The 21,477-nt window shown below is 40.7% G+C and carries 13 protein-coding genes and 1 tRNA gene; 12 read left to right on the plus strand and 2 right to left on the minus strand.

Features of this window, described 5'->3' with window-relative positions; genetic code table 11:
- Window positions 1–7 precede the first annotated feature (7 nt).
- Genes argB through carB form a run of 3 tightly spaced genes read left to right on the plus strand, consistent with a single transcriptional unit; the run spans window position 8 to window position 5,246 of the window.
- On the plus strand, window positions 8–805 hold the full coding sequence (argB, locus tag MKY65_RS10920; protein WP_339184749.1) for an acetylglutamate kinase: 798 nt from the start codon (window positions 8–10) through the stop codon (window positions 803–805).
- The gene (locus MKY65_RS10925) at window positions 798–1,991 is read left to right on the plus strand and encodes an aspartate aminotransferase family protein (protein ID WP_339184752.1); all 1,194 of its coding nucleotides are present in this window, start codon (window positions 798–800) and stop codon (window positions 1,989–1,991) included. The genes argB and MKY65_RS10925 overlap by 8 nt, the downstream gene beginning before the upstream one ends.
- Window positions 1,992–1,994: 3 nt before the next feature.
- On the plus strand, window positions 1,995–5,246 hold the full coding sequence (carB, locus tag MKY65_RS10930) for a carbamoyl-phosphate synthase (glutamine-hydrolyzing) large subunit (protein ID WP_339184754.1): 3,252 nt from the start codon (window positions 1,995–1,997) through the stop codon (window positions 5,244–5,246).
- A gap of 60 nt (window positions 5,247–5,306) precedes the next feature.
- Here carB and MKY65_RS10935 read toward each other — a convergent pair whose 3' ends face one another.
- On the minus strand, window positions 5,307–7,313 hold the full coding sequence (locus MKY65_RS10935; RefSeq protein ID WP_339184755.1) for a S9 family peptidase: 2,007 nt from the start codon (window positions 7,311–7,313) through the stop codon (window positions 5,307–5,309).
- 358 nt (window positions 7,314–7,671) lie between these two features.
- Between MKY65_RS10935 and MKY65_RS10940 the strand changes: the two genes are divergently transcribed.
- Together MKY65_RS10940 and MKY65_RS10945 are read left to right on the plus strand one after the other, a co-directional pair.
- A complete protein-coding gene (locus tag MKY65_RS10940; protein WP_339184757.1) occupies window positions 7,672–8,319 on the plus strand; it encodes an STM3941 family protein in 648 nt (215 codons plus the stop codon).
- Between the two features lie 222 nt (window positions 8,320–8,541).
- Window positions 8,542–9,726 carry an IS110 family transposase gene (locus tag MKY65_RS10945; protein WP_339185204.1) on the plus strand — a complete coding sequence of 395 codons (1,185 nt, stop codon included), beginning with the start codon at window positions 8,542–8,544 and terminating at the stop codon, window positions 9,724–9,726.
- Window positions 9,727–9,988: 262 nt separating this feature from the next.
- Here MKY65_RS10945 and dat read toward each other — a convergent pair whose 3' ends face one another.
- Complete coding sequence (dat, locus tag MKY65_RS10950; RefSeq protein WP_339184759.1) at window positions 9,989–10,861, minus strand: D-amino-acid transaminase; 873 nt, start codon at window positions 10,859–10,861, stop codon at window positions 9,989–9,991.
- 250 nt (window positions 10,862–11,111) lie between these two features.
- Here dat and MKY65_RS10955 point away from each other — a divergent pair.
- From MKY65_RS10955 to odhB, 7 genes are all read left to right on the plus strand, one after another.
- Window positions 11,112–11,185 (plus strand) — tRNA-Gly (locus MKY65_RS10955).
- Window positions 11,186–11,647: 462 nt separating this feature from the next.
- Entirely contained in the window at window positions 11,648–13,348 is a 1,701-nt protein-coding gene (locus tag MKY65_RS10960) for an ABC-ATPase domain-containing protein (RefSeq protein ID WP_339184760.1), read from the plus strand.
- A gap of 70 nt (window positions 13,349–13,418) precedes the next feature.
- Window positions 13,419–14,555, plus strand: a complete 1,137-nt coding sequence (gene queG / locus MKY65_RS10965) for a tRNA epoxyqueuosine(34) reductase QueG (protein ID WP_339185205.1) — start codon at window positions 13,419–13,421, stop codon at window positions 14,553–14,555.
- A gap of 85 nt (window positions 14,556–14,640) precedes the next feature.
- Entirely contained in the window at window positions 14,641–15,495 is an 855-nt protein-coding gene (locus MKY65_RS10970; RefSeq protein WP_339184762.1) for an amidase domain-containing protein, read from the plus strand.
- A gap of 86 nt (window positions 15,496–15,581) precedes the next feature.
- Complete coding sequence (locus MKY65_RS10975; protein ID WP_339185207.1) at window positions 15,582–16,055, plus strand: tRNA (cytidine(34)-2'-O)-methyltransferase; 474 nt, start codon at window positions 15,582–15,584, stop codon at window positions 16,053–16,055.
- Between the two features lie 737 nt (window positions 16,056–16,792).
- Complete coding sequence (locus tag MKY65_RS10980) at window positions 16,793–19,663, plus strand: 2-oxoglutarate dehydrogenase E1 component (RefSeq protein ID WP_339184764.1); 2,871 nt, start codon at window positions 16,793–16,795, stop codon at window positions 19,661–19,663.
- A gap of 1 nt (window position 19,664) precedes the next feature.
- A complete protein-coding gene (gene odhB / locus MKY65_RS10985; RefSeq protein WP_339184766.1) occupies window positions 19,665–20,939 on the plus strand; it encodes a 2-oxoglutarate dehydrogenase complex dihydrolipoyllysine-residue succinyltransferase in 1,275 nt (424 codons plus the stop codon).
- Window positions 20,940–21,477 lie beyond the last annotated feature (538 nt).

Consider the following 21,477-nt stretch of genomic DNA (forward strand, 5'->3'; position numbering starts at 1 on the left):
TGTTCTAATGACAAAAGTAGTGTTTAAAGTAGGCGGAAGTATTTTGCAGGAGCTGCCAAAGACTTTTTATGAGCTGTTAATCGAGCTGAAAGAAAAAAAGATTTGTGAACCAGTAATTGTTCACGGCGGCGGTCTGGAAATCAACCAGGCGCTGGAGCAGATGAATATTGAAAGTACATTTGTCGATGGACTTCGAGTTACCACGGAAGAAGTGTTAGAAGTTGCGCAAATGGTAATGAGCGGTACCATCAATAAACGAATCGTCAGTTCCTTTCAAAATCAAAATGGAAAAGCAATTGGCCTTAGCGGCGTAGACGGCAACCTGCTGCAGGCAAAACAAATTCAAAATGGGAAGCTTGGTTTTGTCGGAGAGGTTACCAAAGTGGAAACGTCCTGGATCGACATGATTCTGGATGCAGGCGGTATTCCTGTTATTTCCCCGATTGCAGCAGGTGAGGGAGAAACCCGTTTCAATATTAACGGCGATACAGCGGCTGGTGCAGTAGCGGAGGCATTAGGCTGTAAACTTGTTCTGATCAGTAATATTCCCGGGGTGATGGAAACAATCGACCAAAAAGAAGTGATCCACCATCATTTAACGAAAAGGGATGTAGAAGCACTGATTGATTCCGGCGTTATTTATGGCGGCATGATTCCCAAGGTGCGTTCGGCGTTGGCAAGCTTGCAGGGCGGCGTAGAGGAATCGGTTATTTTAAATGGATTAGAACCAAATGATATTTTGAAATATTTAGACGGAGAAAAAGTAGGGACGATTTTAAGTGAAAAGGAGTTTGAGCATGTCTAATACAATGACAACATCAGCATTAATGAAAAATTATCAGCGTTTGCCGCTTACCATTGTAAAAGGAAAAGGAAGCTATGTATGGGATAATCAGGATGTGAAATACCTGGACTATACATCCGGGATTGCAACATGCAGTTTAGGCCATGTGCCGGATTATGTACGGGGAAAGTTATCCGAGCAATTAGAGAACTTATGGCATGTTTCTAATTTATATCAGATTCCCCAGCAGGAAGCATTGGCAGAAAAGTTAGTCTCGCTAAGCTGCTTTGATCAGGCCTTTTTCTGTAACAGCGGTGCTGAAGCAAATGAAGCAGCAATCAAATTAGCTAAAAAATATGCAAAGGACCAGCAGAAGCCGGAAAGAACGGAAATGGTTACTTTTTCAAACTCTTTTCATGGAAGAACCGGTTATACGATGGCTGCAACTGCACAGCCCAAAATCCATAGCGGATTTACCCCATTAACACCTGGTTTTACCTATTTGCCGTTTAATCAGCCGGAAGCGCTGGAGCAAATAGACACTGATAAAACAGCGGGCGTCTTACTGGAGCTGGTCCAGGGAGAAGGCGGCGTTCATCCGGCGGACGCAGAGTGGGTAAAAGCACTGTATGACTATTGTAAGCAGGCAGATATTCTGTTTATGGTCGATGAAATCCAGACTGGGGTCGGCAGGACGGGTACTTTGTTTGCCTATGAACAGTACGATATTGAGCCGGATGCTATCGCTTTGGCTAAAGGATTAGGCTCTGGTTTTCCGATTGGAGCATTATTGGCAAAAAACAAAGCTGCGGACAGTTTTTCACCAGGAACCCATGGCAGCACCTTTGGGGGAAATCCGCTGGCGGCAACAGCTGGGCTGGCTACATTAGAGCAAATTGCAGACCCTGCTTTTTTACAAGATTTACAGGAAAAATGCACCTTGTTAGTTGAAGGGTTAACGAAAATTGCTGAAACCAATTCACTTATTAAAGGGGTAAGAGGAAAAGGATTTCTTATCGGGCTGGAAGTTGAAAATAAAGCAGGGGTCTGGGTGGAGAAATTAAGAGAAAAACAGGTTCTTGTATTAACAGCAGGAGAGCATGTCGTGCGTATTTTGCCTCCATTAACAACAGAGAAAGAAGAGTTATTCACTTTTATCGGAGTGATAACGGCTATTGCAGCAGACATAGAGGAGAAGGGAGAATAAGATATGCCAATACATCCAGGGATGAAGAAAGTACTTGTTTTAGGATCGGGGCCGATTGTTATCGGGCAGGCGGCAGAGTTTGATTATGCCGGGACGCAAGCCTGTCTTGCTTTAAAGGAAGAGGGGCTGGAGGTTGTGCTTATCAATAACAACCCTGCTACCATTATGACAGATGAAACCATCGCCGACCAAGTCTATTTAGAACCGTTAGAAGTAGAGGTCGTCGAAAAAATCATTGAAAAGGAAAAGCCGGATGGTTTAATTGGCACCTTGGGCGGACAGACAGGGTTAAATCTATCCTTAGAGCTTCATGAGAAAGGGATTCTGAAGAAACACGATGTAACCCTGCTCGGAACCTCCATTGCTTCCATACAAAAGGGGGAAGACAGAGAAAAATTCAGAGAGTTAATGATTTCCATCAAGGAGCCCATTTCTGAATCACAAATTGTGACAAATATAGAGGACGGCCTGACGTTTGCAGAGAAAATAGGCTATCCCGTTATTCTCCGTCCAGCTTATACTCTTGGCGGAGAAGGCGGAGGATTTGCAAATAATAAGGAAGAATTTTGCGAGCTGCTGGCAAAGGGGCTTCATCTAAGCCCGATTACGCAGGTGCTTGTTGAGCGCAGCATTAAAGGCTGGAAAGAGATGGAGTATGAAGTGATGCGCGATGAGAATGACGCCTGTCAAATTATTTGTGACATGGAAAATGTCGACGCTGTCGGTGTGCATACCGGCGATTCCATTGTAGTCGCTCCTGCTCAGACATTAACTGCTGAACAAAGTAAAATCTTGCGTGACGCATCGATAAAAATAATTCGTGCGCTGGAAGTGGTGGGTGGCTGTAACATTCAATTTGCCTTCCATCCGGAAACAAATGAATATTGTATTATCGAGGTAAATCCCCGCGTCAGCCGTTCTTCTGCGCTGGCTTCTAAAGCAACAGGCTATCCGATTGCCAGAGTGGCAGCAAAATGTGCAGTCGGCTATCATTTGGATGAACTAGTTGATCCGGTCAGCGGAGCGACCTATCTTCATTTTACACCGGATTTGGATTATACCGTTGTAAAAATCCCGCGTTTTCCATTTGATAAATTTTCCGAAGCAGATCGTACGCTTGGAACACAAATGAAAGCAACAGGAGAAGTCATGTCCTTAGATAAAACCTTCGAAGGCGCATTAAATAAAGCGGTCCGCTCTCTGGAAATGAATGTTCAATCCTTGCGGTGGCCATCCTTTGCAGAAAAGTCGGATGAAGCATTAATGGCGTTGCTTGAAGAGCCGAATGATTTACGTCTTTTCGCTATCGGTGAAGCCTTATGGCGTCAATTCACTGTAGATGAGATTGCAAAACGGACACTGATTCAGCCTTATTTCCTGGAGAAAATAGCAGCTATCATCCAATTGGAAAAGGAATTGGCAGCAACCGGCTGGGGGAATATAACGGAAGAGAAAATCTTGCAGGCGAAGCAGTATAGTATCAGTGATGTCCAATTAGCAAAGCTCCTCCATATTGAACCGGCTGTACTCCGTGAATTTTATAAAAATCATGGATTGTCACCTAATTATCGTTTTGTTGATACATGCCCGGGAACGTCGGGGAAACATTCTACCTATTTTTATTCAACCTGGTCAGGTTCCAATCAAGTGCAGACCGTATCGAATAAGAAAAAAGCGCTGGTTATCGGTTCTGGTCCTATCCGTATCGGGCAGGGAGTTGAATTTGACTATTGCTCTGTGCATGCTGTGCAGGCACTTCAAAAAGCCGGGTATGAGGCAATTATGATCAATAATAACCCGGAAACAGTGAGCACGGACTATACAGTAGCTGATCGCCTTTATTTTGAACCATTGGCTCTGGAGGATGTACTACGTGTCATGGAAAAAGAGAATATTCAAGACGTCCTCGTCCAATTTGGCGGACAGACAGCTATTAACCTTATGAATCAGTTAAAAGAAGCCGGTGTTTCTGTTTTAGGAACAGCGCCTGAAAATATGGATAAAATGGAAGACAGAGAGCAATTTTATACCTTCTTAGAGCAATTAGATATTGCTCACATCCATGGGGAAATTGTCCATAGTGTGGAGGAAGCGAAGGAAGCGGCTTATCAGCTCGGATATCCTGTTCTGATTCGTCCATCTTATGTGATTGGCGGTCAGTCGATGTTTGTCTGTTACAATAAAGAAGAATTACTCAGCAATGTACAAAGAGTACAGGTAGATACCTACGATCAATGCTGGCCATTATTAATGGATTCCTATATGCCTGGACTGGAATGTGAAGTCGATGTCGTGAGTGACGGCGAAAATGTGATTATTCCAGGAATCTTTGAACATATCGAAAAAGCAGGGGTGCATTCAGGAGACAGCACGAGCGTATTCCCGGCGATAACACTGACGGAACAGCAAAAGAAGCAAATCTATCAAATCTCTAAAAAGATTGCCAGAGAGCTTCCGATTATCGGGATGATGAATATCCAGTTTGTTCTTTACCAAGAAGAAGTGTATGTTCTGGAAGTAAATCCTAGATCCTCCCGCACAGTTCCGGCAGTCAGCAAGGTAACAGGGATTCCGCTGGTTGCTTTAGCTGTCAATGCACAATTAGGGGAGTCTTTGCAGGATTTTATGAAAGAATTCACTTCTTACCAGGAACCGGAATATTATACGGTGAAAGCACCTGTCTTTTCTAAAAATAAATTAAAAGGTGTTGACCATATTTTAGGACCGGAAATGAAATCAACCGGGGAAGCTATCGGGATGGATGTGACATTGGAAAAAGCAATTCGTAAGGCGGTGTTTCCTTCTCAGCACAAGCTGCATGATACAAAAAAATGGTTTGTATCGATAAGTGACCATCATAAGAAAGAAAGCATCCCGTTTATTCAGGAAATTGCCGGAAACACAGAAATAATCGCTACGCAGGGAACGAGTGCTTATCTGGAGAAAAACCATATTCCTTCCGCAGCAGTAGATCGGGAATTAGCTAATCTCAAAAAGCTGTTTTTACAGGACCCGCCTGCTTATGTGATTAATGTGCCAAGCGTCGGCAGAGATAAAGAACGATTTGGCTTTCAGTTAAGAGAGCTTTGTACGCAGCTTAATATCCCGTATTTTACCAGTCTGGAAACGGCAAAGCTTGTTTGGCAAAACCAGCACTTGAAGAATGAAGATATTCAATCTTTACAGACGTATTTACAGACATTGCGAACGCAGAAGGATCAACACGAGCCAAAAATTGGCAGTGTATCATCATAGGATAATTAAAAATAGAGGCTGACAAAAATTGTCGCCTCTATTTTTAAAATGTATGTGGTTTTAAAGATATTTATCAAACCAGCGGCAGATATTTTCCAGCCGGGCAGCCCGAAGTGATGGATCGCCGCTTCGGCTTAATTCATGAGTAGCATTCGGGAAACGGACGAATTCCACTTCTTTATTTAAATGCTTTAATGTGATAAATAATTGTTCCCCTTGCTCAATCGGGCAGCGATAATCCTTTTCGCCGTGCAGTATAAGAAGCGGTGTCTCCACGTTTTCTGCATATTTCAACGGAGATATATCCCACAGTCCGGTTGGATCCTCTAATAAATTCACGCCGTGCTCCCACTTGGTAAAGAAGAAGCCGATATCACTGACTCCATAAAAGCTTAACCAATTGGAAATGGACCTTTGTGTCACGGCTGCTTTGAAACGGTTCGTATGACCGACAATCCAGTTCGTCATAAACCCGCCGTAGCTTCCGCCAGTCACGCCTAAGCGGTTTTCATCAATAAAGGAATACTGTTCTAAGCAATAATCGACCGCCTCCATCAGATCGCGATAATCTCCTTTGCCATAGTTCTCCCGCACCCCGTTAACAAATTCCTGTCCATATCCATGACTGCCGCGTGGATTGGTATAAAGGACAACATACCCTTTCGCTGCAAGCAGCTGGAGTTCATGGAAGAAGGTTTGCCCATACATAGCATGCGGACCGCCGTGCACCTCCAAAACAAATGGATACTTCTTTCCCTCCTGGAATCCGTAAGGGCGAAGCAGCCAGCCTTGAATTTCTAAGCCATCGCTTGATGTATAGGAGATTTCTTCTGGTTCGCATAAAGCTGCTTCATGAATAAAAGCTTTATTTACATCTGTCAGCTGCTCCAGGGTATTATCTGAGTCCAGTTTATAAAAATTGCAAGGGTCTTCCGGTTTGCTGATTCCTAAAATAAAGCTGTCTGTCTCTGGATGATAAGAAAAGCCGAATACGTGATTATCATCGCTGTAACGTGTTTTTAAATTTCCTTCTAAATCTGTTTCATATAGATTGACAGCTCCAGCATCTGATCCAAGAAAATAAATGGATGCATTGTCATGTGACCAGACAGGACCAGTTTCTGAGCTGCCAAGACGCGTATCGCCAACCATGGTATCACCAGGCTGAATGCTCCAATCTCCAGAAAGCAATTTTCTTTCTTTGTTTTCTACATCGTACAGAAACAGCTTAATGAGCGTTGCGCCTGCATATTCAAACTCATGCCCGCAAGCAATAATTTTTTTACTGTCTCTGGAGAATCTGGCGTCAGAATAGCTGCCTTTACTGTTTGTTAATTTCGTTATTTCCTTTGACTGCAGATCCAGTAAATACAAATCAGAAATCAGGGAGGCATCCGCATCTTCCTCGAAATTAGCCGCAAAGATAAGGTGTTCGCCGTTCGGGGCAAGGTCAACCAAATGATGATCTGCCTCTTTGGTTGTGAGCTGATGAAATTTGTCTGCGTTTATATCATATTTGATGATTTGTACAGTGGATTGGTCATGGAAGCCTCTGGCATCCGACTTGTACTTTAAACGGTCGACAATAAGCGGTTTTGTTTGTGCTTCCTTTTGTTTTGCCTCTTTTTCTTCGTTGCTTAACTCTTTTAAGGCAGCAATATCATCATCTTTTTCCAGAAAGGAGCAGAATATAATCGACTTTCCATCGTTTGACCAGATAGGGGAGAAGACGCCGTTTGGAAAAGTAGTGATCTGTTTTGCTTCCCCGCCGTCCAAAGCTATTAGCCAAATCTGTGAAGCTCCGCTGCGGTTGGAAAGGAAGAAGGCTTTATCCTTATTCGGGCAAACACGGAACGTATGATTACGATGATTATCTGCAGTCCATTGCTTGTGAGAATCATCTTTCAAGTTATGTACATAAATCTGTGATTTATATTCTTTATCTTCATTCACAGAGGTGATGACATAACTATATTTATTTTTTGAAATAAACTCTGGTTCACTAAGAACCTTAATATTCTGAAAATCGGTTGTGGTAACGGGTCTTTTTTCTGTTGATGCAGACATGTAATTCCTCCTCAATTTTAAATGAATTTCGTTCTATATAATTTTAGTTTAAACTATTTCGGAATTCGAATCAATAAGGATTAACTGTACAGATTTGGTTAGCTATAGAGCTTATTTGTATATTTTTTAAATGTATATCAAGTAAAATATGGTAAAATAAAGAATCAATAGAATGACACGAAAATGATTCGGAGGTTATAATGTTGGGTACACAGGAAGTTTATTTATACGTTTCAAAAGGGAAGAGTGTTTTAGCTCTTATTCTCTCTCTTACTTATTTTATATTGGGAATGGCGATATGTATCTATTCTTTTAAGGAAGGGAATACGGTAGATGGTTATATTTTACTATCCTTCCCTTGATTTTTGGGGGTTCCACACTTTTTGCGATTAAAATGCTTGTCGATTTAAAACCGTATCTCACGCTGACAAAAGATATGCTTATTATCAAACATCCATTAAAACGTGCGATTTTTATTCAATGGCAGGATATTAAAAGGTATCAAATATATAAACATCAACTTACCAGTTCGATAGAAATTTATTTAGCGGATAAAGAAGAATATAAAGCATTTCGAAAACGTTTATTTGCAGGAAAGCTATTAGCCAAGCGTTTACAAGTAGACGAGATTCCTCATATTGTAAAAGTAAATTTTTTATTAAGTCTAACCAAACGGAAGGATAGAGCAAAACTGCTGAAGGAACTGGACAGACGTGCGTTCGGATCAGTAACAGATGAGCGTATGTTTGAAATAGCAGGGCATAGACAGCTGTATGGAGTAACGGCATCAGATACGGTACCGTCGAAGATGCTTTCTTATCAAGTGGAAAAAGAAGCAATGAAAGTAGAACAACCTAGTCAAATAAAACGGAAATCCTTCTTGAAAATTATAGCAGTCAGCCTAATAATAACGATTGTTATCTCCTTGTATATTATATTTAGAGTTTTTATCTTCCGATTTTTAATAGGAAACTCTATGAACCAAAGTAATTTAGTTAGATATTAACTCAGTTTTTCTGAGATAATATATTTATTGGATTGAGAGGTTAAGCCGTTTTCTCCTTGGGTCTATGAACTCGTTATCGAAAGACTGGCGCCTCTCTCTGATAAGCAGTTTACGAATGAGTTAGATGTTGAAGGCTTTCGCCTTACTCCGTATCTAGGACAAGGTAGTAACGCTTTTCAGATGAGTGGCATTCAATCCAAAATATTTTTTAAGGGTGATTTCATGTTCTACCTTGGTATCGATATTGGTAAACGTACTCATGTAGCTTCTGTTATGAATGAAGAAGGCAAGGTTGTACTTAAAGGATTCTCTTTTCCTAACACAACAGAAGGTGGAGAAAAATTACTTACAAAACTCCAATCCTTTTCCCCTTCCATAGACGACTTTACTGTAGGTATGGAAGCTACTGGGCACTATTGGTTAGCCATCTACTCATTTTTACATGACCGTCATCTTTTAATCCATGTCCTGAATCCCATTCAAACAGATGGTTGGCGGAAAGGAACAGAAATTCGAAAACGAAAGAATGATATTATCGATTCTGTATTAATCGCAGACTTAATTCGCTATGGAGCTTTCATAGAAACATCCCTTTCCGATGAGAACATATTCTCTCTCAAACAATTGTCTCGTTATCGTACTTATTTGGTTGGCACATCCAGTGACTTTAAACGAAAAATTATTGCCGTATTGGATCAAGTATTTCCTGAATACGATTCTGTATTTAGCAAAATAGGTATCTTTGGAAAAGCGTCCAAAGAAATTTTACTTGAATATAGCTCCCCTGAAAAACTTCATAAAGTCCCGGCGGATACATTAGCTGAATTACTTAGTGAAGCCAGTCGAAGCCGATTAGGTATGGAAAAAGCAGAATCATTAAAACAGGCAGCGTCACACTCTTTTGGAATCAAATTTGCCCAAGATGCCTTTACTTTCCAACTTCGCTCTATGATTGAACAGCTGAAGTTTCTCGAAACACAAATTAAGGAAACAGAAATGGAAATCAAGAAAATTATGCATACGCTACATTCCGTCATTGAAACCGTTCCAGGAATCGGCCCCATTAACGGTGCTTCTATTCTTGGAGAAATTGGCGATATTCATAAGTTTTCCAATCCTGCAAAGTTAGTAGCTTATGCTGGTTTAGATGCTTCTGTCACACAACCTGGTGAATATGAAGCTACACATAACGTCATGAGCAAGCGAGGGTCACCTTATTTGCGAAAATCTTTATTTTCAGCTGCTTTGGTGGCATCACAACACGATCCTGTTCTTAAAGACTTCTATCAAAAAAAGCGTTCAGAAGGAAAGCATCACCTCACGGCTGTTGGAGCTGTCGCTAGAAAACTGTGCTATATCATTCATGCGATACTCAAGAAGAATGAACCCTATGAAATTAGACAATAACCTTGCGAAAAAAGAACTTTTCTCAGGTTTATTTCGTGTGCTTTCATTTCTGTAAAATCATTATTCAACTCTAAAACCATCTCTTTTATTTCTCACTTGACTTTATATAGTTAGTCTTTCTTTTATATCAAATAATCGGGAAATAATTTTTCCAGTGAGTCCATGCCGGAAATGATTATTGGGTTTATTTTGTAAAAAGACTTGATATACATATTTTCTATATAAAAACAGCCGCCTTTAAAAAAGAGACGACTGTTTCTTATTACACATTTTTAATTAACTTATCAGTAATTTTAGCATCCTGCTCATACGCTCTTTGCAGGGTACGGGTAATTTTTCCGGGTTCACCATTTCCGACAACTACATTGTCGAGCTGGATAACAGGCAGTACCTCTGATGTACTGCTGGATAAAAACATTTCATCTGCATGTTGGATATCTTCAATTTGGAAAGCTTCTTCAATCAGCGGAATATTTTCAGCTTTTAAAAAGCGCTCCACGGCCATCCGTACACATCCATGCAAAATATTATTAGTAGCTGGATGCGTGTATACTTTTCCGTCTTTTACGAGATAGATATTGGAAGAGCTGCATTCTGTTACCACGCCATCTCGATGCAGAATGGCTTCATAGCAATTATTTTCTTTTGCTGTCTGCTTTGCTAAAACATTTGGCAGCAGATTTAAGCTTTTGATATAACAGTTTTCCCAACGGACATCACGCTGCGAGATGGTCTTTACGCCGTTCTCCAGAATCTTTTCATTTCTGGGCAGATCCTGGAGGTAAGCATAGATATTAGGTGTGACTTCATATGGAAAGGCATGATCCCGGGGAGCAGAGCCACGTGTGATTTGCATATACACCTTTCCATCATCTTTCATATTATTTTTTTCCATTAATTGATGTAATAGGTCTGTCATCTCTTCTTTATGATAAGGGATTTTGATTTTAATGGCTTCGGCAGAACGGTACAGGCGATCCACATGTTCTTTCAGGAGATAGTACTCTCCTTTATAAATCCGAATCACTTCATAAACGCCATCGCCAAACTGTAATCCTCTTTCTTCAAATGGGTAGCTGAGACTATCCTTATCCACAAATTCCGATTGGGTAAGAATGGTTGAATATACTGACATTTTAAAATTCTCCTCTCCGTGAAGCATAATAATAGTTTATTACGCGACCAGACGAATGTAAACAGATTATACGAGAAACATTTGGGCATTATAGAAGTATATGCACCGGTATTATAAATTATTCTTAGGTATATTTTTGTTAAATATTAATTTTCGGTTAAGTTTTCATGAAAAAAATTAAATTTATTGTTGATTTTTATCGAATACGTTGCTATAATAAATTTTGTCGTTGGAAAACAAAACAAATCATGCGGGTGTAGTTTAGTGGTAAAACCTCAGCCTTCCAAGCTGATGATGAGGGTTCGATTCCCTTCACCCGCTCCATACATATGTGATAACGCAGTGTTTCGTACTTAGTCTTACGAAGTGTTGCGTTTTTATTTTGTAAAATATTTGTTTCCTCACCTATAAGAGGAAGTTCAAAAAATCCAATAAAAATGACACGTCGGGAAAAGGATCTTCTACTAAGAACGCCCACGTCGTGTGGGCAACGCAGAAGCCACCGCATCCTGCGGAAGTGCGTTGACGAGCTATTTCCAATGGGACTGGGACTGCGATTACTCGCCCCACCAAAACCGTTACTCACGTATTATAAAGCATAGAAGAACTTCTGTTAAAACCGTCCACGTCCTGTGGACAACACAGAAGTCACCACATCCTGTGGAAGTCCGTTTGGAAATAGCTCGTCGCCTTGAACTTCTTGGTCCTATTTATCGGACTTTTTGAACTTGCACTTTAAGTATAGTACCCTGTTTATAAAGAATAAAACAGAATGGAGGAGCCAGGATGAAGCGTCTTAAAAATAATTTATTACAAATCGACCGAAAAAGTTACAAAGCATACAAACAAATTGCCGGAAGCTACACGTATCCGAGATATACACTTTATATCGACTATGTACAAGGAGATCCGTTTGCCAGCCCTTCCAAAATAAGAATCGGGATACCGGAGAAGGAACGGCATATAGCTGCTGAGTGGCTGGAAACAAAATCTCGACAGACAGCAGCAGAGGACGCTTTTGCGAGAGTGATCGATAAAGCAGTGCATCAAAATAAAACATTTATTAAAGGTTCTGGTAAAAGCGGCATGATTGCTTTTGATGGACCGGGTCAGGAGATATTAGAGCGGACAGCAGTACGTATTTCCGGGGAGGGCATAACGGTTTGTCTGTCTGCAGGTCTGCCGGCTAATGGACGATCCATTAACGGAAAGGAAGCAATCAAGTTATTCGATGAGGCAGTTCCATCTATCATCGAGAATTCTGTCTTTCATATTCAGGATAAAACGATTCAGCAGGCTGTTCAATTAGCTGATCAGCAAGAGGCTATATGGCGTGCAATGAAAGAAAATAACTGGGTGAGCTTTATTGCCAATGGGTCTGTATTGCCAAGAAAAAGCGGCGTAAGTGACTTACCTGCCAAAGGTGCGGTTGCTTTTCAAAGTCCGCCGGAAGACGAGGTAGAATTAAAGCTTCCTCATGGCAAAACATTGACAGGAATGGCGGTCAAGCAGGGAGTGACCTTGATTACCGGAGGCGGTTATCATGGAAAGAGTACACTGCTTCAAGCGATAGAACGCGGTATTTATCCTCATTGCGAGGGTGATGGACGGGAATATATCTGTACAGATCCGAGCGCTGTCAAAATTCGGGCAGAAGATGGGAGAGAAATTTCGTCGGTGAATATCTCTCCATTTATTTCTAATCTTCCGCATGGTAAAGATACAACTTCTTTTTCAACAAGTAATGCAAGTGGAAGTACTTCCCAGGCGGCGAACGTGATGGAAGCCTTAGAGATTGGAGCAGAGACCCTGCTGATTGACGAGGATACCAGTGCAACCAATTTTATGATTCGCGACAGCCGCATGCAAAAACTGATTGATCATAAAAATGAACCAATCACCCCGTTTATACATCGCATCAGACAATTGGTGGATGAAGCGGATAAATCAGTTATTTTAGTAACCGGCGGCTCTGGGGATTATTTTGCCGTGGCAGATACGGTTATTCTTATGGAGGAATATAAACCAAAGAATGTCACACAAAGAGCACAGGAAATTATAAAAGAAGACCCTATTGCCGATAGTGAGGTAGAGCAGACGAATTTCATGAACGTAGAAAAACGACAGCTGTCTGCTTCAACGTTTCCGAAGCAAACAGATAAAAGGTTTAAAATCCAGGCAAAAGGCCAATTTCAAATTTTATTTGGAAAAGAACCTATTTCTTTTGCTTATACAGAACAGCTGGTAGATGCTTCGCAAACAAGAATGATTGCAGAGATTATCCAATACCTTTACCGAAATGAAGGGAAGCATTTTTCTTCGTTTGCAGCATTGATCGATCAGATTGATAAAAAAATGGATCAAGGACTGGAAACATTGACAAAAAGCAATGGAAAACATCCAGGAGATTTAGCCAGACCAAGGAAAAATGAAATTGCTGCGGTATTGAACCGAATGCGTAAAGCAAGATTTTTTATGGAAGTGTAACTGCAATCCGAATCCGAATGTTTGAAGTGAGCGAATCATGATAAAAAATAGATAGAAGGGAGGCGGTATGGTGAAAGTAGAAGAGCTGAAAAAGGATATCCAGGCCTACGCGAAAACAATCGGTATTGATAAAATTGGTTTTGCAACGGCTGATATTTTTACAGAAATGAAAGAACGGTTAAGACGTCAGCAAGAACTAAAATACCAATCTGGTTTTGAAAAAGGGAGTATTGAGGAAAGAACGGAGCCCGGGCGGTTACTGCCGGAAGCGAAGTCTATCATCTCCATTGCCGTCGCCTATCCTTCGAGAATGGAAACGACACCGAGAGGGACAAAAGGAGACAGACGCGGCATTTTTGCCCGTGCTTCATGGGGGATTGATTACCATGTTGCCTTGCGGGAACGGCTGGATAAGCTTGGAGAGTATATTAAAGAAAAAATGCCGGATGCTGTTATCAAGTCGATGGTAGATACTGGGGAATTAAGCGACCGGGCTGTAGCTGAACGAGCCGGCATCGGCTTCAGCGGAAAAAATACCTCCATTATTACCAAGGAATATGGATCGTTTGTTTACCTGGGAGAAATGCTGACTAATATTCCGTTTATTCCTGACTCGCCGGTAGAGGACGGCTGTGGTGATTGTACGATTTGTTTAGATGCCTGTCCTACAGGTGCTATTGTACAAGGAGGACAATTGAATGCGCAGCGCTGTATTGCGTTTTTAACCCAGACCAAGGATTTTCTGCCGGAGGAATTCCGTAATAAGATTGGAAATCGTTTATATGGATGTGATACGTGTCAGCAGGTATGTCCCTGGAACCGTGATAAAGATTCCCATTTCCATCAGGAGTTAGAGCCGGAGCCAGAATTGGTTAAACCAAGACTTAAACCGATGCTTCATTTATCAAATCGGGAGTTCAAAGAAAAATTCGGGCATATGTCCGGCTTTTGGAGAGGGAAAAAGCCAATTCAGCGTAATGTTATTTTAGCGTTGGGTCATTATAAAGAAGCATCCGCGGAAGCTGATTTAATAGCTGTAATGGAAAAGGATCCGCGGCCGGTTATCCGTGGTACTGCTGCCTGGTCATTAGGGAAGATAGGAACAGATACTGCGAGAGAAGCGCTCTCCAAAGCACTGGAAAAAGAAGATCATGAACAAGTGCAGTATGAAATGGAAAATGCGCTGTCAGGTATGACGGTGAAGTAGAGGGAAGACACACGGGTATTCCAGCGGTTTCTATGACCTAATTCTCCTCCTTTATGCATAAGCTGTGATGAGGAGGCGATTTTTTATGGGCGATATTACAACGTATTGGCAGCAATTTTTCAAGGACAGCAAGGAAGGCCAAGATTGGTGGCGTAAGAAGCAGAAGCTTTGTGAAAAGCGAAAGGCACAAATCGTAAAGATAAAAGGAAAAGGCCACGTCTTCAGCAAACAATCCTATGATACAACCAGAAGTACTGGATATGCGGTACACTTGGTATATCTAATGAAGCAGGGCGATTTTTTTTATACGGAAGAGCAGGTCGTCCCTTATCAGCTTGTGAAACAATCAGATAGAGAAATCAGACATCAATCGATTGAAAAGCCTCCAGCGGAAAACGGCAGTAATCAGCTCCCTGTATTAAAACAAGGAAACCTCAAGGATAATAATCGTGAAATAGAATATAACCGGCTGGAAGCAGTGAAATATGCAGAGCGCTGGTGGAACAGCTATAATCCGGAATATCGTCGTTTTGAAGATGATTGCACGAATTACATTTCCCAATGTCTCCGTGCGGGGGGAGGACCGATGTGGGGAGAGCCGGTCCGGGAGAGAGGCTGGTGGTATGGGAAAGACTCATGGAGCTTCAGCTGGTCTGTGGCGCATTCGTTCCGATGGTATTTAAGCGGTTCGGAACGCGGCATCAGGGGAATCGAGATGGAAACGCCGGAAGAATTAAATCCTGGTGATGTGATTTGCTATGATTTTGAAGGAGACGGTACATGGAATCATACAACCATTGTAGTAGCAAAAGATGCTGATAATATGCCGCTTGTCAATGCGCATACCGATAATAGCCGCAACCGCTATTGGTCTTATGAGGACTCGGCTGCCTGGACACCGGAAATCGAATATAAGTTTTTTCGGATTGAGATAAGTTAGTGTATAATTGTTTTTGGGATAGAAAGAAGAGAACCAGCTTTTGGGGATATCCCCTTTTAGAATTTACAATTGAAGGAGAATGAATGGTGAGTTTGCACGTAGTATTATTTGAACCAGAAATCCCGGCAAATACGGGGAATATCGGGAGAACATGTTTAGCGACCGGAACGACGTTACACCTTATCCGTCCGCTTGGCTTTTCAACAGACAGTAAAATGGTGCGCCGCGCCGGTCTGGATTACTGGGAGCATGTTGATGTTAAAGAATATGATTCCATCGATGAATTATATCAAACCTATCCGGCAGGGAGCTTTTACTATATAGAGAACTTTGGAACCAAATATTATACTGATTTTGATTTTTCCTCTGTGGAGCAGGATCAATTTTTTGTATTTGGAAAAGAGTCTACAGGAATTCCGCGGGAACTGCTGACAGATAAAGAAGATAAATGCCTGCGAATTCATATGAATGACGAGGTTCGTTCCTTAAATCTGTCCAATACAGCCTCCATTATTATCTATGAAGCATTAAGGCAGCAGGGTTTTCCAAATTTACATTAAAAAAGATGTCTCCGAAAAATGGAGGCATCTTTTTTTAGTGAACATAAAGTGATTTTGAAAAACGTTATTTTAATACTTAAGTACGCTGATCTTCTTTTGGTACTCCCGGTTTTGCTTCGTAGCCAGCTGTGAAACAGGAAACAATAAATGTAACAGCTACTCCTAAGATCAATGCTAATTTCATAATAAGATTCCTCCTTTTATGTAGTGATGGTATCCAATGTTACATCATAAAGAAATGCGTCGTATTTTCATTTGGGTAATGGATACGCTTTTATCTTGCGGCAGCTGTATGTAAACATATCTCTTCTGTTACAGAAATCGTTGAAAGAAGAATAGAAAACTGCCTGCAAAGCTTGCTGCATGTAACTACCAATCTGCTGAATCCGGGATTCTCTGGCAGAATGAAGTTGTATTTACTAATTTGTCCTTATTATAACGGAAAAATCACTGGTTGTGAACTATTCCTATATTAATTTTAATCAGCCGTCTTTTTCTCGGAATTTTGAGTTCAAAAGCCGCTCAAACAATTGTCGCAATAATATAAAAAATAGGCTGTTTTGATTTATTTTTATGGAAGAATAGAAAATGTCGAATTATCCCAATAAATCGGTTCTGATTCCTTGTAACCTCCTTAAAAATCATGTATATTAGTTGGTGTAAAGAAATCAATAGTTTTATTAATAATTTGAACCGTTTTCACGAACGGATTAGTTAATTCAATGGGGGTATCAGTCGTGCCAGGAAATGAAGAGTCTGCAGAAAAATTTTGGGGACAGTTTCACGGACCAAATGCGGGGTATTTAGAACAACAGTATGAATTGTACAAAGAAGATCCAGAACAAGTGGAATCTTCTATTAAAGCATTGTTTGATGCATATGGAGCTCCTGCTTGGATGACGGGGGCAGAAGTAGTCTTTCCTATCAGTGAACAAACAGCTTCCAATGGGAATATATCAGAAGATTTTGATGTGACGAAATTAACCTCAGCAATCAAACTTGTTGAGGCTATTCGGCGTTACGGTCATACAGATGCGGATATTTATTCCGTTGGCGGCTATAAAAGTGCTCCGTCCGTAATGCTTGATTTAAAGCATTATAATTTAACAGAAGAAGATTTGAAAAAAATCCCGGCCTCCTGGATCTGGGAACGGGAAAAAGAAGATGTTCAAACAGGTTTGGATGTTATTAACCTGCTGAAGAAATACTATACAGGAACCATTACGTTTGAATATGACCATGTCAATAATGATGAAGAGCGGACCTGGCTGTTTGATTTGATTGAAGAAGGAAATGCAAGATTTGATCCTGATCAAGAGGACAGAAAGGATATTTTAAAGCGTTTATATGAAGTAGAGGGTTTTGAAAAATTCCTTCATAAAACATTTGTCGGCCAAAAACGTTTTTCCATCGAAGGCTTAGAGTCAATGGTTCCGATGATTGACTATCTCGTAAAATATGCAAACGAAGATAACATTGAACATGTAATGATGGGAATGGCGCACCGCGGACGTTTAGCTGTGCTTGCGAATGTACTGAAAAAGCCATATGATAAGATTTTTTCCGAGTTTAATTATACAAGAGACAAGGAATTGATGCCGTCAGAAGGTTCTAAAGCAATTAACTATGGCTGGACCGGAGACGTAAAATATCATTTTGGTGCAGAAAAAGAAGTTATCCATGGAAGTAAAGTAAACACAAAAATTACACTTGCGCATAATCCGTCACACCTTGAATTTGTCAACCCGGTTGTGGAAGGATTTGCCCGGGCGGCACAGGATGAACGTGATGTAAGCGGTTATCCTGTTAGAGATACGAATAAAGCAATGCCGCTGATTATTCATGGGGATGCAGCATTTATCGGAGAAGGTGTGGTTGCAGAAACGCTTAATTTAAGCGGATTGCCGGGGTATACAACAGGCGGAACTGTTCACCTGATTGCGAATAACCAGCTCGGTTATACAACAGACCGCGTAGACGGACGCTCTACACGCTATGCAAGTGATTTGGCCAAAGGTTTTGAAATTCCGATTATCCGTGTCAGTGCAGATGATCCGATTTCTTGTATTTCTGCTGTGAAAATAGCTTGTGAGTATCGTAAAAAATTCCATAAAGATGTTCTAATTGATTTAGTAGGTTATCGCCGTTACGGACATAATGAAATGGATGAGCCGAGAACGACACAGCCGCAATTATACAGTGAAATTGATAATCATCCATCGGTATCAACGTTATTTGCGCGTGCAATGGAAGAAAGAAATCTATTAGAATCAGATGGATTTGAAAAAATTAAAAATGAGATTGATACAAAACTATCTGATATATACAAGGGTATGACAGAAACGGAAATTGGTGAGCCGCAGCCGAAGTCTATGCCGGAAGTATTATCTAATAGATTAGATCAATTTGAAACAGCAGTAGATTTAGAGACTTTAAAGGGAATCAATAAAGAACTGCTGAAACGTCCAGAAGGATTTAAAGGCTTTAAGAAAACGGAAAGAATCTTGAAACGCAGAGAAGATGCATTAGAAGAAGGAAACAAAGCTGACTGGGGAACCGGGGAAGCGTTAGCATTTGCATCTATATTAAAAGATGGCACACCAATCCGCTTAACAGGTCAGGATACAGAGCGGGGAACCTTTGCGCACCGCCATGTTGTCCTGCATGATGTGAATACAGGAGAAAAATATAGTCCGATGCATGGATTGGCTGATGTCAAAGCATCCTTTGATGTTCGTAACAGCCCATTATCAGAAACCGGAGTTTTAGGCTTTGAGTATGGCTATAGTGTTTATTCACCAAGTACCTTAGTTATTTGGGAAGCACAGTTTGGTGATTTCGCCAATGCCGGTCAGGTAATTATTGACCAATTTATTTCTTCAGCGAGAGCAAAATGGGATGAAAAATCAAATATGGTATTGCTGCTTCCTCATGGGTATGAAGGGCAAGGGCCAGAGCATTCCAGCGCACGTTTAGAACGTTACTTGCAGATGGCTGCAGAGAATAACTGGATTGTAGCAAATGTCACTTCTTCTGCGCAGTTATTCCATCTGCTTCGCCGTCAGGCAGCAATGCGTTCTCGCCCAGAGGCTCGTCCATTGATTCTGATGACACCGAAAAGCAGTCTTATCAGAGATACTAAGATGGCTTCCAGTGCCGAAGAATTTACGACTGGCGGATTTAAACCATTGCGTGAACAGCCATACTTTGATACGGATTCAGAAAAAGCAACCCGTCTGTTATTGGGAAGCGGGAAAATAATGATTGATATTGAAGGAGAAATGGAAGAAGCAGAAGCGAGCTGTGATTGGATTCGCGCCTTACGTGTAGAGCAAATCTATCCGTTCCCTAAAAAAGCAATTCAAGAAGAAATCCAAAAACTTCCTAACTTAAAAGAAATCGTCTGGGTACAAGAAGAACCGAAAAATATGGGTTCATGGGATTTTGTAGATGACTTGTTGAGAGAGCTTCTTGAAGAGGATCAAGAATTACACGTTATCAGCAGACCGAAGCGTGCAGCACCAGCTGGAGGCATACCTACTGTGCATAAAACAGCGCATCAATATATTATCGACCAAGCATTGAACGAATTTGAAGGAGGAAAATAAAGTGCAAGAAATTAAAATACCTGAATTAGCGGAATCTATTACAGAAGGAACAATAGCAGAATGGCTTGTAAAAGAAGGCGATAAAGTAGAGAAAGGCGATGCAATTGTAGAGTTAGAGACGGATAAAGTAAACGTGGAAGTCAACTCAGAATTTTCAGGCGTTATCGCTGAAATTACCAGTAATGAGGGCGAGGACGTTTCAGTAGGAGATGTCATCGGCAAATTAGATGAAAATGGCGAAGCGGGAGCATCTTCCGGCGAGGAAGAAAGCAAAGCGGAAGAAACAGATAAAAATGAAAAAGCTCCTAAAGAAGAGCCTAAGCAGGATTCTGCAGAGGAAAGCAAGCAGGAAGCTGCACCTGAACAAAATAATGGTGATGTGATCGCTTCTCCTGCTGCAAGAAAACGTGCCCGCGAACTGGGTATTGACTTAAGTGAAGTACAGACTCGTGATCCGCTTGGCAGAGTTCGTCCGGATGATGTCAATGCACATAATAATGCGCCTAAAAAAGAGTCTGCACCATCGAAGCCGGAGAAAAAAGAAGAATCTAAATCAGAGAAAACAGAGTTTGATAAGCCGGTAGAGCGTGTTAAAATGACACGCCGCCGTCAGACAATTGCTAAAAACCTTGTAGAAGTACAGCATAATACAGCTATGTTAACTACATTTAATGAAGTAGACATGACTTCCGTGATGGAGCTTCGTAAGCAGCGAAAAGATAAATTCCTAGAGAAAAATGGTGTGAAACTAGGATTTATGTCTTTCTTTGCTAAAGCTGTTGTCGGAGCGTTAAAAGAATTCCCGCTTCTGAATGCAGAAATCCAAGGCAATGAATTAGTTATTAAGAAATTCTATGATATCGGTATTGCTGTTTCTACAGATGATGGTCTTGTTGTTCCAGTTGTTCGCGATGCAGATCGAAAAGACTTCGCAGGAATTGAACAAGATATCGTTGATTTAGGTAAAAAAGCACGTGATAACAAATTATCCTTAAACGATTTACAAGGCGGTTCCTTCACAATTACGAATGGCGGTACTTTCGGCTCAATGATGTCAACGCCAATTTTAAATGCGCCGCAGGTTGGTATTTTAGGAATGCATAACATCATTAAGCGTCCAATCGCTATGCCTGATGATTCCATTGAAGTGCGTCCGATGATGTATATTGCATTATCCTATGATCACCGTATTGTAGATGGAAAAGAAGCTGTTCAATTCTTAGTTCGAATCAAGGAAATGCTTGAAGATCCATATGATTTATTGTTAGAAGGTTAAAAAATGAAAAAGTCTTGATATCAGCTGATATGCTCGTATCAAGGCTTTTTTAAAAGGAATAGGAAAGGGCTTTCGTTCTGGGACTGCGATTACTCGCCCCATCAAAAGTGTGGCTATAATTAACATCATTTCTTTGTAAAAAAGCAAATAAAACATAATTCTTGTTAGCAAGAACACCAGTGTTTTAAAAGCCTAATGGTGTTCTTATTTTATATATGTTAAGAAAGTATAGTTAGCCTCTCCAGCAAATATCTAATTCAAATCCCGCTGTAAATATTAAAAATCAGGGAGATTTTAAGTGAAGTCTTGTTATGATTCGAATGTTCAGCAATAAGTGCAGCTTAGGAAATCATAAAGAAGCCAAAATAGTTCCGAATCTCGACAGGTGCAGACAAATTGAAGTTGTATTTTCTTAAGCAATTAGGAAATATTATATATGATTTATTTAATATGACATAAATAGATTATTTATCCTAAATATTACAATTTATTTCTAATTTTTTTAATTATTAATTCTCTTTTCCAAGCATTGAAATTA

The organism is Oceanobacillus sp. FSL W7-1293 (assembly GCF_037969815.1).
GTDB lineage: Bacteria > Bacillota > Bacilli > Bacillales > Amphibacillaceae > Oceanobacillus > Oceanobacillus oncorhynchi.